Origin of the sequence: Flavobacterium soli DSM 19725 (genome assembly GCF_000422705.1) — a bacterium.
Taxonomy (GTDB): Bacteria; Bacteroidota; Bacteroidia; order Flavobacteriales; family Flavobacteriaceae; genus Flavobacterium; species Flavobacterium soli.
Map to the genome: position 1 here is coordinate 18,525 of NZ_AUGO01000002.1, position 15,866 is coordinate 34,390.

Below are 15,866 nucleotides of genomic sequence, written 5' to 3' on the forward strand. Positions count from 1 at the left end.
TATGGTACTATTAGAAACTAAATATCAAAAACGTTCCTTCGGCATCACTACAGCTATTTTTGTATTGATGTTTATATGGTTCTTTTTATATATTCTGAAAGACGACCCGAATATCCCGGAAGTTTTTGAGGGTGGCGAGATTGCTATCAATTTCGGTACCTCAGATGTGGGCCAAGGTGATGTCCAACCAATGGAGCCTGTTAAAACTTCTCCACAACCAGCTGCTGCTGAAACGGCAAAATCGGCTGCACAAAATATTACAACACAAACTAATACTGCAGCTCCGGTAATTAAATCATCGGACACAAAAAAAGCTACTACAGGAACTGAGGTCAAGCCAAAAGCGGCTGAAGCTCCAAAACCCAATAAAGCAAGTACTGATGCGCTTTCAAGTTTGCTCAACGGACCAAAATCTGATGGAGCTGTGCAAGGCGGTCATGGAAATGACGGTACTCCAGGAGACAAAGGCGATCCTAACGGCGACAAATATTCTAACAACTTTTACGGAAACGGAAAAGGTGGAGGTGGCTGGGGCTTGAATGGGAGAAAATTAAGCAGTAGCGGAAAAGAAGTGCAAAAATGCAACGAATCGGGAACTGTTGTCGTACAGATTACAGTGAACCGAAACGGTAATGTTATTGCTGCAAAATATACCCAAGGAACCACCAACACCAATCCGTGTTTGGTAAATCCAGCTATTGCAACTGCAAAAAAATACAAATGGCAACCTGATCCAGATGCTCCCGAAACTCAAATCGGATTTATCGTGGTGAACTTTAAATTAGGCGAATAATTAGCTTCGATGAACTATCAGGAAACTTTAGATTGGATGTTTGCCCAATTGCCAATGTATCAACAGCAAGGAGCATCGGCTTATAAAAAAGATTTAACCAACACAATTCTATTAGCAGATTATCTCGAAAATCCAGAGCGAAATATCAAGGCCATCCATGTAGCTGGAACTAACGGAAAAGGTTCAACTTCACATTTATTAGCCTCGGTTTTGCAAGAAGCTGGGTATAGAGTAGGTTTATACACTTCCCCACATTTAAAAGATTTTAGGGAACGGATCAAAATCAACGGATCAACTATTTCTGAAGAATTTGTGTGTAATTTTATTGCTGAAAATAAATTGTTCTTCGAAAAAAATCAATTGAGTTTCTTTGAAATGACAGTTGGTTTGGCTTTTGATTATTTCAACAAGAAAAATATTGACATTGCCATTATTGAAGTTGGAATGGGAGGAAGACTCGATTCTACAAATATAATCACACCTTTGGTTTCGGTTATTACCAATATCGGACTCGATCATGTTCAGTTTTTAGGGAATACATTAGGGTTAATTGCCTCTGAAAAAGCAGGAATTATCAAACGGGATGTTCCTGTCGTAATTGGAGAATATGTCCAAGAAACCAAGAGCGTCTTTTTGGCGAAAGCCCAAGAAACAAATTCCAAAATTTATTTTGCTTCCGATTTAATTAGCGAAACTTATCCTTCGGTTTTAATTGGGGACTACCAAAAGCACAATAAAAAAACAGTTTTGCAAACTATAAAAGTATTGCAGGATCAAAAGCAGTTTATCATTTCTGAAGAAAATATCCAAAATGGGTTTTGGAAAGTTGTCGAAAACACCGGAATTCAAGGGAGATGGCAACAACTTCATGCCGAACCAAAAGTTATTTGCGATACGGCACACAACAAACATGGACTGGAAATTGTGTTGAATCAGGTTCAAAAGGAAAAATTTGATGCACTTCATTTTGTTTTAGGGGTTGTAAATGATAAGGATTTGGAAGAAATCCTGCCTTTGTTTCCAAAAAAAGCCTACTATTATTTTTCAAGACCGAACATTCCTCGCGGACTTGATGCAGAAATTTTACAATCAAAAGCAAATGATTTTGGATTGACAGGAAAAGTATATGCTTCAATTCCAGAAGCTTATCAAGAAGCTTTAAAAGTGGCTGCTAAAACTGATTTTATTTATGTTGGTGGAAGCACATTTGTAGTGGCAGAAATTTTATAATTTTTTAAATATTTGTTTGCAAATACCGAAAAGAGGCTTATATTTGCACACGCAATAAGGGAAACTAAGTTGCTGAAATAGGGCGATTAGCTCAGCTGGTTCAGAGCACCTCGTTTACACCGAGGGGGTCGGGGGTTCGAACCCCTCATCGCCCACAAAACTTCAACAGAAATGTTGGAGTTTTTTTTTGGAATAAAGTCATTTCTATATTCTTGATAAAAGCTTTTTAGACTTAATACAGAATTGTTTTTGTATTACTTACTTTTGCGAAATCCATTTGTGATCTTAATAAAATACCCTATGAAAATAAAACTACTTTTTCTGTTGGCATTCTTATTGCCTTTATTGTCTTTTTCTCAAGATAAGAAAACCGTCACATCAGGTTACATCACTTTTAATAGTGGATCGATGTTGGAATTTAAAAACCTAACAATTGAAAACGAAAAAGCATTCTATTATAATGAAGTTGCTAAAACTGAAATGAGTTTTTCATTACAATCCATTAAGAATATTGTAGATGGAAGCGGGATAACAATTTTCGAAGCATCAAAAATTGTTGCGAAGAAAAAAGATTTGAATGATGCAAATGAAAAAGCAATTTCAAGTACTGAAGTGCAAACAGAACCCTTGGTTTATAAATCGGTATCGAGAATTTTTCAAGGAGATGAAAAATTGAACCGTGAAAATTTAGAACTTTTATTGCAGACCAATACTAATGTTTACGCAAAATACAAAAAAGGGAAAAATGAAGCAGCACTTGGTGATATTTTGATTGGTGGAGGAATTGGTCTCTTCGTTGGAGGTGGTTTGGCAAACTTGAATGCTGCAAAAAACAATCAAGAAGGAGGTTCTCCAGCGATTCTAATTGTGGGCTTGGCAACTTCTATAATTGGTATTCCCATTAAGTTAGGCGGAATTAAAAAAGTGAAACAATCCATTGAAGGATATAATGTTCTGCCCCAAAACAAGACAGTATTTTTAGAAAACACTGAACTAAAATTTGTAGCCAATAATAAAGGTCTAGGGTTTCAAATAGATTTTTAAAAAAACATGTAAAAACTCTTTAGGAAACAGAAGAGTTTTTTTAGTTTTAAAATTTTAGAAAAAATCTTTTTTTTGACACCCTCCTAAAAAAGGTTTAGAGTTTTAGTTTGCAATCTTGATCAGTACTATTACCGAATTATTACCTAAACATTACCCCTTAACTTTCTCTAAACATAGCCCGAAAGCCATTTAAACGTTATTTATTATTATGGTAAAATACCACTAACAAGTTGTGTTGAATTTTGTAGCAAATTAATCTAAACTTAAAAAGATGTTTAAAAACTACAAAATCAAAGGTTTTTTATTCCTGTTGATGGTAGTGATGCAAACCAGTTCTTGGGGACAATCACTAGTTCATTATTGGAATTTCAACGACAATTCAACTGTTGTAACCCTAACAACACCTTCGCAAACTTTCGTAACAGGAGCTGGAATCTCTGCCATTGCAGGAGGAATCAGTTCCATTGATACTGCTGGCGGAACAGGTCAGAATTTTGATGTTGATAATCTAAACGCTAGAAACAGTGATGTTGCCGGAACACATTTGCGTTTCAACGATCCAATTGGAGGTCAGTTACAATTTGACTTGCCAACGACAGGTTTCGAGAATGTTATGATAAAGTTTGCTACTCGTCGTTCAGGTTCTGGAGCGGGAGAACAACTTTGGTCATACAGTGTGGATGGAACAACTTATGTTCCTTTTGTAACGATTCTTCCAATAAGCGGAAATCCAGTTTTGGAAACTTTAGATTTTTCAGCTATTGAAGCTGTAAATAATAATCCTAACTTTAAATTGAGAGTTGCTTTTCAGCAAGGAACTGGAGGAACAGTTGGGAACAATCGTTTTGATAATTTTACTTTGGAAGGAAATGTTGTTTCAGTTCCTGCTTTAATTCATTACTGGAATTTTAATGATAACTCATCTGTTGCCAATCTTACAACTATATCAGAATCAGTTGTAACTGGAGCTGGAATTACTGCAATTGCAGGTGGAATCAGTGCTATTGATGCTGCTGGTGGAACAGGTCAGAATTTTGATGTTGATAATCTAAACGCTAGAAACAGTGATGTTGCTGGAGCTCATTTGCGTTTCAATGATCCAATTGGAGGTCAATTGCAATTTGACTTGCCAACGACAGGTTTCGAGAATGTTATGATAAAGTTTGCTACTCGTCGTTCAGGTTCTGGAGCGGGAGAACAACTTTGGTCATACAGTGTGGATGGAACAACTTATGTTCCTTTTGCAACGATTCTTCCAATAAGTGGAAATCCAGTTTTGGAAACTTTAGATTTTTCAGCTATTGAAGCAGTAAATAATAATCCTAACTTTAAATTGAGAGTTGCTTTTCAGCAAGGAACTGGAGGAACCGTTGGTAACAATCGTTTTGACAATCTCACTGTTGACGGAACTTCAATCGGTGGAGGTGATGCTATCGCTCCAGTTGTTACATTTTCTCCTTCAAATAATGCTACGAACATTGCCATTACTTCAAATCCTACTGTTACATTTAATGAAAATGTACGTTTGGTTAATGACGAAGCAATAACCAATACAAATGCAGCTACTGTTGTAGAATTGCGTTTAAATAATGCTACAGGTGGTTTAGTACCTTTCACAACTACATTCGAAAACAATACAATTACACTAATCCCGACAGTTGCTTTAACGAATAACCAAACCTATTTTGTGACGTTGTTACCAAATATGGTGGAAGATTTTAGTAACAATGCAGTAACGGTTGTTACAGGAAGTACTTTTACAACTATTGCTGTTCAAACGCAATTTCAAGCTGGCGATTTAGTATTTGTAGGTTACAGAATGAATGCTACAGCTACCGAAGATGAGGTTGCTTTGTTGACAATGGTTGACATCGAACCAGGAACGTTTATCAATTTAACTGATTCGAAATATACTACAAATGCTCAACCACAGTGTCCAAACGGAATTGTATGGACTTTAGGAGCTAACGAATGTGTTCCTGCTGGTTCGGTAATCACGATTCAAACATCGGCATTGATTGCCAATAAAGGAACGGTTACAGGTTCAGGTTTCGGATTAAGTTCTGGAGGTGATCAAGTGATTGTATATACGGGAACGGCTGCTGCACCAAATTATATCACAGCTTTAAGTTCAAACGGATGGGTTGCTTCTAACACCACATGTGGCGGAAGTATTTCCATGATTCCAGCTGGTTTGACGGATGGTTCAACAGCTTTAAACACAAGCACAGCTACTGGAAATGTTGCTGCAAACGCTGTAAATGCTTTCTATAATGGAACTCAATCTGGAACACCTGAAACCTTAACAACGGCTATTTTAAACCCTGCCAATTGGGTAGCGGTTGAGGGTGGAACAGCTCCTCAAACTTGGCCAACATGGAATTTCCCAAGTACGATTCAAGTGTTGAATGCGGTAGTAATCAACAATACTACGATTGAAGTAACTTTCAATCAAAGTGTAAATGCGGCTTCAGCTTCAACATTGTCAAATTACACAGGTGTTGCGAATTTAACTTCGGCTGTAGTGGCAGATAATAAGGTTACTTTGACCTATTCAACTCCATTTTTACCTGCAACAGATTATGCTTTAGTTGTAGATAATGTTCAAAACGTGAACAATGCTCCAATGTCTTGTCCGTTTACTTTCACATTCGGTTTCGATACAAGCGTGAGTCTTGCTTCAAGTTTTGTTAAAGTAAATGAGAATGCGGGAACATTGAACTTCGTTATCAATTTGGACAGTCCTGCAGTTGCTTCTGTAGATCTAGTAGTGAAAGGAGCTCCGTTTAGTACGGCTGACGCCAATGATTTCACATTGACAACTCAAACTCTGAATTTTACTGGAACGAGTTCATTGACACAAACCATCACAATTCCAATCACCGATGACAGTACGATAGAACAACAAGCTGAATATTTTGTATTGAGTTTAGAAAATCCTATTGGCTTGACCATAAATGGAGATTCTTTTGCAACTATTTATATTATCGATAATGACAATGTAGCTCCAGTTCCTTCTCAAGAAATTGAGTTGAACTACATCGGAAGTTTTGATCCTTCTGGAAACAACACCAGTACTTGCGAAATTGTAGCTCATGATCCGATCAGTCAACGTTTGTTTGCTACAAGTGCTATTGCAAATTTCTTAGACATCATCGACTTCAGTGATCCAACAGCACCAACATTGATTACGTCAATAAACATGGATACTTATGGAGGTCTGACAAGTGTGGCGGTGAAAAACGGAATTGTAGCAGTTGCTTCACCGAATGCAAATGAAGCTCTTGATGGTTCAGTAGTGTTTTTTGATACCAATGGTGTATTCCAAAAACAAGTGACGGTTGGTGCCTTGCCGGATATGATTACTTTTACTCCAGACGGAACGAAAGTTTTGACAGCAAATGAAGGACAACCAAACGCTAATTACTCCATCGATCCAGAAGGTTCAGTGAGTGTGATTGATATTTCAGGTGGAATTCCTGCATTAACGCAGTCTAACGTGACGACAATGTTGTTCACGCAATTCAACTCACAAGAGACTACATTGATGGCTTCTGGTGTTAGAAAATTAAAATTGACAAGTACATTATCGCAAGATTTTGAGCCAGAATATATTACAATAAGTGACGATAGCCAGACTGCATGGGTTTCTTTGCAGGAAAACAATGCCATTGCTGCAATCAATTTGACGAACAATACCTATACTAGTGTTTGGGCTTTAGGGACAAAAGACATGAGCTTGCCAGGAAATGGTTTTGATGCTTCAGATAATAATAGCGAAATATTAATTGCAAACTGGCCAGTAAAAGCATTTTACCTTCCAGATGCAATGTCAAGTTATACAGTTGGTGGCGTTACCTATTTGGTTACAGCCAATGAAGGTGACGAAAAAGAATATACAGGTTTTGAAGAAAGAACAACTGTTGGAGCTGCTTCTTACCAATTAGACGGAACTAATTTTCCTCATGTTGAAATGCTGAAAAAATCGCATAACCTGGGTCGCTTTAGAGTAACTAACCTAAACGGAAACTTGGATGGCGATGCACAATTTGAAGAAATCAACTGTGTAGGATCACGTTCATTTTCTATTTTCAATACCGCTACTCAACAAATTGTTTATGATAGTGGTGATGATTTTGAACGCTATACGGCCGAAAATTATCCAACTATTTTTAATGCAGATCACGAAGAGAATGCAGCAAAAGTGAGAAGCCGTGCAAAAGGTCCAGAGCCAGAAGGGGTAACGGTTGCAACAATTGCCGATCAAACTTTTGCTTTTATTGGTTTGGAACGAATTGGTGGTGTGATGGTATATAATATTACGGATCCAAACAATCCAACTTTCGTTGATTATAAAAATACAAGAAGCACTTCAGCTTATAGTGGTGACCATGGTGCCGAAGGTGTTATTTATATTGAACCAACAAATGGTCCAGACGATAAAGGGTATGTTTTGGTATCCAATGAAATCAGTGGAACGATCACTATTTTTGAAGTAGATGCTACAACGCTTTCTACTCCAGATCACGCAAACACTGACCCAAAAACGTTTGTAGTTTTCCCAAATCCATCGGATAGAGGAATGGTTTATTTTAATCGTACAGCTGATATCGAATTATATGATGGAACTGGAAAATTAATTTTACAAGCCAAAGAAGCTCAAACTATCGATACGTCAAATTTAGCAACAGGACTTTATTTTGTAAAAACATCTGAAGGACTTGTTAGCAAGATTATCATAAAGTAATTAGTTTATGTTTTATAGAAAAGACCCTCTTAGTTGAGGGTCTTTTTTTGTTTATAAATCAAAAAAAACAGCTCCACTATTTCTAGCGGAGCTTTTTCACAAAAAACAATGAAGCTAAATTTCTATCTAAAAAGTTTTAAATTGAAAAATAGTTGAAGTTGAGGAATTTCCAGCTTCGTCGGTGGTTATTACTTTCCAATAATAGCTTGTGTTTGAAGTTGTATTTACCTGATTTAATCGTTCTTCGGTTACAGTTCCAATAAGAGTCGTAGGATTTGGATTTGTTCCAAAATATACTTTATAATCTACAATATCATTATCGATGTCGTTTCCGGACCATTCCAAATCAACAGCTGGATCTTGAACGGTGCTGCTCATCATTGGTGCAACCAAATCAACAGGAAAAGGGACATAACTTTCAATCCCGTCTCCGGCATTATAGAATTTCCATTTTTCGCTTTCAACCAAAGTTCCATTGGTACCTTTTGCTACAACATGCCACGAGAAAGGTGTTCCTTTTAGAATAGTGATGTCTATTGAGGTAGCGTTTCCAGCATTAAATTGTAACTGTGTTTGGGTGTTGAGATTTTTTACATACACATAATAGAGTTCAGTATTTTGAGCCGCATTCCATTCAAAAGTAACCTTGCTTTGTGTAGCCGAAACTTCTGTTCCAGTCGTACATTCTGAATTGTTAAGAGGAAAAAGTAAAACTGCCGCATTTGGATTTCCTCCAGAAGCATCTCCATTATCTTCAGATGATCCACATCCAAGAAGCAATAGAAGAGAAGTAACGGCTATGTTTTTTAAAATGATTCTCATTGCTTGATGATTTTAGTATTATACATTGAAGTGTTTGAAACTACTTTTAAAGCATAAGTTCCAGTAGAAAGCGAACTCATATCGATAGAAAAAGCACTTCCGTCAAATTGAAATTGTTTGTTAATGACCAATTTTCCCATCATCGAATAGACCTGGATAAAAACGGTTTCGTCTTTCTTAGCAGGAACATTTACGAAGAGAAAATGATCTTTCACCGGATTTGGATAAGCAAAAATCTTATTTTCCATCAAAAATTTCTCTTGATAAACTCCTTGACAAGGCTTGTCAGTTTCTACCGAAACAGCATTTTCTCCAACTTGTAGGTTTAGCGTAAACGTGTTTTCATCGGTTATGAAAAGCTGATCGTTGAGTTTGATTCGGTATAAATTCCCACCACTTAAATCTAAAGTAGCGCTATTTCGTTCGTTTGAAACTCTTGCCATTACCGCTAAATTTGCAGGTTCCTGAATCACGATTTCAAAGCAATGTTGTGCTTCGGTCAATGTTGGAATGGTGATGCAAACGGTATATGTTCCCGAAGCCAAATTGGCGAAAGCCGTATTTTGAGTAAAAGAATTGTTCAAGTTGATGCCGTTTCCAGAAAGTGTTGCCACATAAGGATGATTGGCATTTGCTGTAATTTCAATACTTCCGTTATTAGCATCTCTACAAGTTTCGCTGGTGCTTTTTACACTGAAATTATCATAGGCTAAAGCAAAAATCGTACAGCCATTAAAATCTACCACATCACCAGCTGGTGTATCTGGACAATCATCATCTACGTTTGCAACGCCATCATTGTCGTCATCAGGTTGCATGATTGAAAAACGAACCCAGTTGAGGTTGAAACCAGGATCGACAACATTTATTCGAAGCATATAGCGTCCTGCAGGAAGTGTCGCATTTGAAACCGTAGTAGCCCAAGTCGTCCAAGCCCCAGTTGGGTTCAAAGTCACGGTTTGATAAGTGGTTGTTGTTTCGCCAATTAATTGCAGGTTTACTTTTCCGGTTGCATTTTGTCCAGAAGTTCGGTATTCAATTTTGTAATTTCCTTCTTCGGAAATGTTGACCAAAAAATCCAAATAATCGCCACTATCTGTATAGCCTAAAGCAGAACCACCTCCAATATCGGAGGTGGTTTCTATTGTCATTCCTTGATTATGATAAAAATCTTCCGCTTCAATTTTTCCTGAAATGCCTAAAATATTCCCGACATTATTTTTCACCGGTTTATTGGTAAAAATGGGTTGAGCAGTAGCATCATTGGCTAAAATATTGGTTCCGTTATAGGAAAGTGTGATTACATCAGAAGCATTGATAGCAGTTGCAGGTTGCACTACAATCGCTCTTGGATTTTCAGGATTTATAGCAATTGAACTGATATTTTGTTGTGTTCCATTTACAAAAAGCTGCAAATTACTGGTCGAAAAATCAATTCCAGCTTGTAGATTTTTGTTGAAAGTAACGTTCACTTTTTCTCCCAAGATAGAAGTCGAAGCTTCAACCACTTTCATAGCTGCTTGAGCTGAAGGAGTTGGGTTTTTGAATTCGATAAAGTTGAGGTTGAAGTTCCCCACTTCGAAATAAATCTTGACTTTATTAGTGCCTTGGTTTAATAAAACATCAGTAAGAGTGGCAGTCCCCCAAGTTGTATAACCTCCAGTTGAAGGAAGTGTGATGGTTTCGGAAATTTGACCATTGGCGTCAGCCAGATATAATTTTGCAACAGCGGAAGGACTTGCATAGCGAATGTCAACATCGTAGGCAGTCAATTCATCAACATCAATTGTGTATTGTAACCATTCTTTTGGTTCGATAAATCCTACTTGGAAGCCATTTGTGTCAGTATCATTACAGGTTTGTATATCAACACCGTCATTTCGCATGGTCCAACCTTTGTTCCAGTCGGCAAAAGTTCCAGTATCGGTTCTATAATTTACGAAATCAGTATCGTAATAAGCATGATTAATTCGACCCAAATCATAATTTACAGCATATACTTTTCCTGGCAAAGCATGGGTTTTATAAGGCAATGTTTCGCTAGATTGTACTTGGCGGAACATGGCATCAATGACATCTTGTTTAACCGTTACATTTTCCATCTTATAGTTTTCGGCAATTTGCATCAAGGCCGTTTTTGCGAAAGCTACAGTAGGTTGTGTTCCACCATTTTGCCAATAATTCAATAAGGTTTGATAGTCGGCAGTTTTAGTAACGGCGGTAACTCCAGCAATACTTTCGATTTTTTTCATTGGCCAAAAAGCCCATCCAATATTGTTTGATTCGACCAGCGAAATCGCTTCGGTAAACCAAACATTTGAGTTTTCGCCACTTTCACCCAACCAAATAGGAACGTTATATTGAGTCCTTAAATTCAATATACCTTGGATCGAAGCCGTAGTATTGTAGTTCCAATATTTATGAAAGCTCAAGGCCAAATTATCATCCCAAAGCGGAAACATTCCGTTATAATTATTTCCCCAGCAATTTCCTTCGATAAAAATCAAATGGTTGTTGTCGACTTCGCGGATGGCTTCGGTTATATCCATTTGCAAAGCTCTCAAAGGACCGTTGTTTTGTTCGTCACAGCCATTTTGGTTAGATCCGGTGAAGTTCCAGTTAGGCTCGTTGATCAAATCATAAGCTCCAATCCACGGACTGTCTTTATATCGTTCGGCTAGTTCTCTCCACAAGGCAATCGTTTTGTTTCGGTTGTCGACACTTTCCCAAAGTGATGGTTTTGTACTGTCATAATCGGAGATATTAGCATCTTTTCCTTGACCACCTGGAGCGGCATGCAAATCTAAAATCAGGTATAAATTGTTTGCAGCACACCAAGCCAGCAAATTGTCGGTCATTTCGAAACCTTCTTCAAGCCAAGTATTTTCACCAGCAACGGGTTCGTCTTCGATTGGTAATGTGTATAAATTGTAATGCATTGGCAATCGAACCGAGTTGAATCCCCAAGCAGCAAGCGAGTCGATATCCCTTTTGGTAATACCGTTGGCTCGATAAGCTTGATAAAATTCTTGCGTATTGCTTTCGCCAATAAGCTGTGTGATTTTTTCCTTGATTTTATGCTGAGGTCCTGCAAAAGCATCTGTTTGAAGCATGTATCCTTCCTGAACCATCCATCCGCCAAGGCCAAGACCTCTCAGGATTACATTTTGCCCGTTTCCATCTACGATATTTTGTCCATCACGATGCAGAAATCCTTGTCCGAAAGAGGATAGGGAACAGCTTATGAGTAGAAGTAAAATTATTTTTTTCATAAAATTATTTTTTAATAAACCAAAGTTTGAATCCCATGTGCAGGAATTTCGACAACGGTTTTGTTCATGTCTATAAAAAGGTTGTAGGTTACTTTTTTATCGCTTTTGTTCATAACAACGGTAACCATTTTTCCATCTGTATTTAAGAAAGAAGTGCTCAACAATTGGCTACGACTCACAACGGTACTTACTCTTTTTGCTTCTGGGCGAATAAATTTTGAAAAATGCCCGATGTAATAGTAAGAAGGCGTGTAGATCAACTCGCCAGTCGAAGTGTCGCCATGAATAGGAGCGAAGCAAAAATTGCCAACGTGATTTGGACCTCCATTTTGATCCAAAAGGATGTTCCAATCCGTCCAGGCAACTGTTCCGTTATTAAAATCATGAATCATTGAAGCTCCATATCGTTCTCCGTTTGCCCAGAATTGGTATTTTTTAGCATCGAAACTTTCAACACAACCTTCGGTAAATAGTAGTTTTTTATCAGGATAAGCTTCGTATACTTTTGCTACGTTTTCATACATTGGTTCACCACCAGCCCAAGTTTCATACCAGTGAAACCCCATTCCCCAAGCATATTTTGAAGCTTCGGGATCTGAAAAAATAGTGTTGGCACGTTGAAACATCAAATCGCGGTTATGGTCCCAAACCACAATTTTTTTATCGGCATAACCACTTTTGGCCATTGTTGGACCTAGATAGTTTTTCAAGAAATCCCTTTCGTCTTCGGCAGTAAAAATGCAAGATTCCCATTTTTGTATCGCCATTGGTTCGTTTTGAATGGTGATTCCCCAAATTGGCATGCCTTCTTTTTCATAGGCATTGATGAATTTTGTATAATAATTTGCCCAAGATTGGTAATACTCGGGCAATAATTTTCCGCCTTTAAGCATGTGATTGTTGTCTTTCATAAAAGCGGGAGGACTCCACGGACTTGCATAAAGAGGCAGTTTTCCGCCAGCAGTTTTGGTTGCAGCTTTTATTAGCGGGATGCGGTATTTTTTATCGTGATCGATGCTAAAAGTTTTTAAATCCTTGTCACCTTCCTTGATGTAAGTGTAGCTTCCGCTTGCAAAATCTGAGCTGTGGATGGTGGTTCTCAATAGTGAATATCCAATACCTTTTTCGGTATCATAATAGGCATCTAGAAATTCTTGTTGTTTGTTTTTCGGCAGTTTTGCAAATATTTCGGCACTTGCATCCGTAATGGCACCACCAATTCCCATAAAACTTTGAAACGTTTTATTTGGATTTACAAAAACAGATATTTCGGTTTCCAAAGGTTGCTTGGCAGGTTTAAAAACCAAATTATCGGTTTGTGTTAATCGTAGGTTGATGCTATCGGCTGTGGTGTAAACCGTGATTTTTTTTCCATCGGTAGAAAATGATTTCTTTGCAGCAACTGTGGTATTTTGGCTAAAGCCAGAAAAAGAAAGAAGAAGTGATAAAACGACTATTTTGTTTTTTTTCATTGTAATTTTTTTTGTGATATTCAAAAAAAATAGCCTGTAACCCACAACAGCACAGGCTATTTCAACTAACTCAAACTCAAACTATTTTTTAATTTTGAGGAACTCCACGGAATTCGACATTGTCGATTGTGATTCCAGTTGTTCCAATATTTTCGCCACCACATTTGATGAGTAAATAGATGGTTCCTGATTGTGGAAAACTCACCACATTTCCAGAACCTACACAACCAACAATGGATAATTTTCCATTGAAAGAAGCTGTTGCACATCCGTCCCAAGTACTCAATCCCATTCTTCTTCCATCTGCAGAATAATCTGAACCAGGAGTTGGAGCTGTTGTTGAAGCATAGACTTCAAACCAAGTGTTTACAGATCCCGCTCCCGAAACAATCATGTCGATTGAATATTCTTTGTTAGCTTCAACTTGGATTGCTTGATAGATTGCTTGTTGGTTCCATCCACCACCAGTAATTGTTGCAGAACCAGAGTTAAAAGTCCAAGCTGTTCCTGGATTTCCAATGTTTAGAACCGTCCATTGTGCATGGTCTTCGGCATTTTCAAATTTCCCACCTTTTACAAGATTTCCTGCCACAGGGTCTGAAGTTGCTACCACAATTTCTTGCATCGTGGTATTGGATAATCCGCCTCTTCCAAATGCTGTATGCGAAACGGTGTAGGTCCCTGCATCTGGGAAAAATACAGCTTCAGTATCACTATTTGAAAAATAGGCAGGACTTCCGTCTCCAAGTTCCCATAGATGTCTGATTACACCGTCTTTTGTTGGTAGTAATTCGTAACGGTTTCCAGCATCATCAACTTGACTGACTGCAAAACTGGCATCAACATTTGGATCTGCCAATCCGTTTCCAGCGTCAAATTCTTCGGGTTGACAACTTGTTAAGGCAGTTGCCGTAAAAATAGTTGTCAATACTATATAGATATATTTTTTCATTGTTATAAGGAATAAAGATTAATTCTCATAGTTTGGATTTTGCTCGATAAGTGTGTTTTCAAGTTCTCTAAAAGGTATTGGCCAAATTTCATGTTTTCCAGCAACGAAACCTCTTGTAGCTAATACTTGAGCAGCTCTATTTGTTCTTACTAGGTCAAACCAACGGTGTCCTTCGCCTGCAAGTTCTAAACGTCTTTCGTTCATGATAGCTTCCATCGAAACAGGAATTGGACCTAATCCAACTCTTTCTCTAACGGCATCCAGCAAAGCTTGAGCTCTTGCTCCAGTACCGCCTAAAGCTTCGGCTTCCATCAGATAAGTATCTGCTAGACGGATGATATAGGAGTTTTGTCTGTAATTTAAAACAGGTTCTCCTCCAGGAGTTACATCAGTAGTTAAAGGCATAAATTTCTTCAAGAAATATCCAGTATCTTTATATCCAGGAGTGTAAGTTGCTTGTCCCGCTTCAACTAATGCTTTTACATCAGCAATTGTAGCATCAAAACGAGGATCTGTTTGTAGAACATCATACAATTCTTCCGTAACGGTATTAAAACTCCATCCTGTTGCATAATCTGGTGCAGTTGAACCCTCAGTTCTAACGTATCCTCTTGGTCCTAGCATCGTGTTAAGGCTGTTTCCTTCGTCACTTCCTGAACCCCAATTTCCCCAACCCGTATTGCTTTTTGCGGTATGTGAAACTTCCATAATGGATTCGGTATTGAATTTGTTGTCGATAACCCAAAGCGAAGCAAAATTGTCTAGAAGTCGATATCCGTATTGGCTTGTTCCCCCTGGAGTTCCATTTACTTCGGCAAACTCTGTAGCAGCCAAGCTGTTCTTGCCTTGGTATAAGTATACTTTTCCTAACAAAGCTTGAGCAGCACCTCTTGATAGTCTGCCTGATTCTGCAGTAGCAACCATTGGAGGCAAATCGGCCATGGCTTCCATTAAATCAGTTTCAATTTGGGTATACACATCAGCTGGATCAGCTTGGGTGACATTATAAATTTCGGAAGTAGGAACAGGTTCCGTAATTAACGGAATGTTGCGAAATGTTCTTAAAAGTTCAAAATAGTAATGAGCTCTCAAGGCTTTGCATTCTGCAGTATATCTTAGTTTCGTGTTTTCATCCATAGGAACATTAGGAATTTTAAGCAATAAGGTGTTGGCTCTAAATATTCCCTGATAGAAATCATTCCAAAAACTTCCAGGAATGGTTGCCTGAGTTATGGTATAATTTGAGAACGACTGTATTCCTGTCCCATCTGTTGCACCACCACCACCTGCATAAAAATCATCTGATCCTGCATTTAGCATGGCTACCATGTTTTCAAATCCACCTGATTGTTTTCGCATGATGTCATAAACCGAAATCAGACCTGAATAAGCCTCTTCTTCGTTTTTATAATAATTGTCTTCTAAGAAACTCCCTTTTGGAGTAACTTCTATAAAATCGTCGCTACAACCAACAGCTAGAAACACCAGCAAAATAGCAATTATTGATTTTTGTATTGTTTTCATATTTCTTTTT

General features: G+C 37.9%; 9 protein-coding genes and 1 tRNA gene. 5 read left to right on the plus strand and 5 right to left on the minus strand.

Translation table 11 applies throughout. The features are described from left to right. Position 1 precedes the first annotated feature (1 nt). The 5 genes from G508_RS0103175 to G508_RS20350 all read left to right on the plus strand — a co-directional run bounded on the left by G508_RS0103175 (position 2) and on the right by G508_RS20350 (position 7,814). Complete coding sequence (locus G508_RS0103175; RefSeq protein WP_026703964.1) at positions 2 to 793, plus strand: energy transducer TonB; 792 nt, start codon at positions 2 to 4, stop codon at positions 791 to 793. A gap of 9 nt (positions 794 to 802) precedes the next feature. Further along, a complete protein-coding gene (locus G508_RS0103180; protein ID WP_026703965.1) occupies positions 803 to 2,023 on the plus strand; it encodes a bifunctional folylpolyglutamate synthase/dihydrofolate synthase in 1,221 nt (406 codons plus the stop codon). Between the two features lie 80 nt (positions 2,024 to 2,103). Then, positions 2,104 to 2,178 (plus strand) — tRNA-Val (locus G508_RS0103185). 145 nt (positions 2,179 to 2,323) lie between these two features. Next, positions 2,324 to 3,067: a hypothetical protein gene (locus G508_RS0103190; protein ID WP_026703966.1), complete on the plus strand. Its 744-nt coding sequence runs from the start codon at positions 2,324 to 2,326 to the stop codon at positions 3,065 to 3,067. Between the two features lie 271 nt (positions 3,068 to 3,338). After that, positions 3,339 to 7,814, plus strand: a complete 4,476-nt coding sequence (locus tag G508_RS20350) for a choice-of-anchor I family protein (protein WP_051197420.1) — start codon at positions 3,339 to 3,341, stop codon at positions 7,812 to 7,814. Positions 7,815 to 7,940: 126 nt separating this feature from the next. Here the strand turns inward: G508_RS20350 and G508_RS0103200 are convergent, their stop codons facing one another. The 5 genes from G508_RS0103200 to G508_RS0103220 all read right to left on the minus strand — a co-directional run bounded on the left by G508_RS0103200 (position 7,941) and on the right by G508_RS0103220 (position 15,856). Next, a complete protein-coding gene (locus G508_RS0103200) occupies positions 7,941 to 8,636 on the minus strand; it encodes a hypothetical protein (protein WP_026703967.1) in 696 nt (231 codons plus the stop codon). Next, on the minus strand, positions 8,633 to 11,908 hold the full coding sequence (locus G508_RS19750; RefSeq protein ID WP_026703968.1) for a carbohydrate-binding protein: 3,276 nt from the start codon (positions 11,906 to 11,908) through the stop codon (positions 8,633 to 8,635). Before G508_RS19750 ends, G508_RS0103200 begins: the two co-directional genes overlap by 4 nt. Before the next feature lie 11 nt (positions 11,909 to 11,919). Continuing rightward, positions 11,920 to 13,380: a glycoside hydrolase family 30 protein gene (locus G508_RS0103210; protein WP_026703969.1), complete on the minus strand. Its 1,461-nt coding sequence runs from the start codon at positions 13,378 to 13,380 to the stop codon at positions 11,920 to 11,922. 88 nt (positions 13,381 to 13,468) lie between these two features. After that, positions 13,469 to 14,332 (minus strand): PKD domain-containing protein, encoded by an 864-nt coding sequence (locus G508_RS0103215; protein WP_026703970.1) that lies wholly within the window; start codon positions 14,330 to 14,332, stop codon positions 13,469 to 13,471. Positions 14,333 to 14,350: 18 nt separating this feature from the next. Next, positions 14,351 to 15,856, minus strand: a complete 1,506-nt coding sequence (locus G508_RS0103220) for a RagB/SusD family nutrient uptake outer membrane protein (RefSeq protein ID WP_026703971.1) — start codon at positions 15,854 to 15,856, stop codon at positions 14,351 to 14,353. Positions 15,857 to 15,866: the final 10 nt, after the last annotated feature.

Coding starts and splice junctions, on each gene's coding strand:
- G508_RS0103200 (WP_026703967.1), bottom strand. CDS start 8,636: ATGAGAATCATTTTAAAAAACATAGCCGTTACTTCTCTTCTATTGCTT.
- G508_RS0103220 (WP_026703971.1), bottom strand. CDS start 15,856: ATGAAAACAATACAAAAATCAATAATTGCTATTTTGCTGGTGTTTCTA.
- G508_RS19750 (WP_026703968.1), bottom strand. CDS start 11,908: ATGAAAAAAATAATTTTACTTCTACTCATAAGCTGTTCCCTATCCTCT.
- G508_RS0103190 (WP_026703966.1), top strand. CDS start 2,324: ATGAAAATAAAACTACTTTTTCTGTTGGCATTCTTATTGCCTTTATTG.
- G508_RS0103180 (WP_026703965.1), top strand. CDS start 803: ATGAACTATCAGGAAACTTTAGATTGGATGTTTGCCCAATTGCCAATG.
- G508_RS0103215 (WP_026703970.1), bottom strand. CDS start 14,332: ATGAAAAAATATATCTATATAGTATTGACAACTATTTTTACGGCAACT.
- G508_RS0103175 (WP_026703964.1), top strand. CDS start 2: ATGGTACTATTAGAAACTAAATATCAAAAACGTTCCTTCGGCATCACT.
- G508_RS20350 (WP_051197420.1), top strand. CDS start 3,339: ATGTTTAAAAACTACAAAATCAAAGGTTTTTTATTCCTGTTGATGGTA.
- G508_RS0103210 (WP_026703969.1), bottom strand. CDS start 13,380: ATGAAAAAAAACAAAATAGTCGTTTTATCACTTCTTCTTTCTTTTTCT.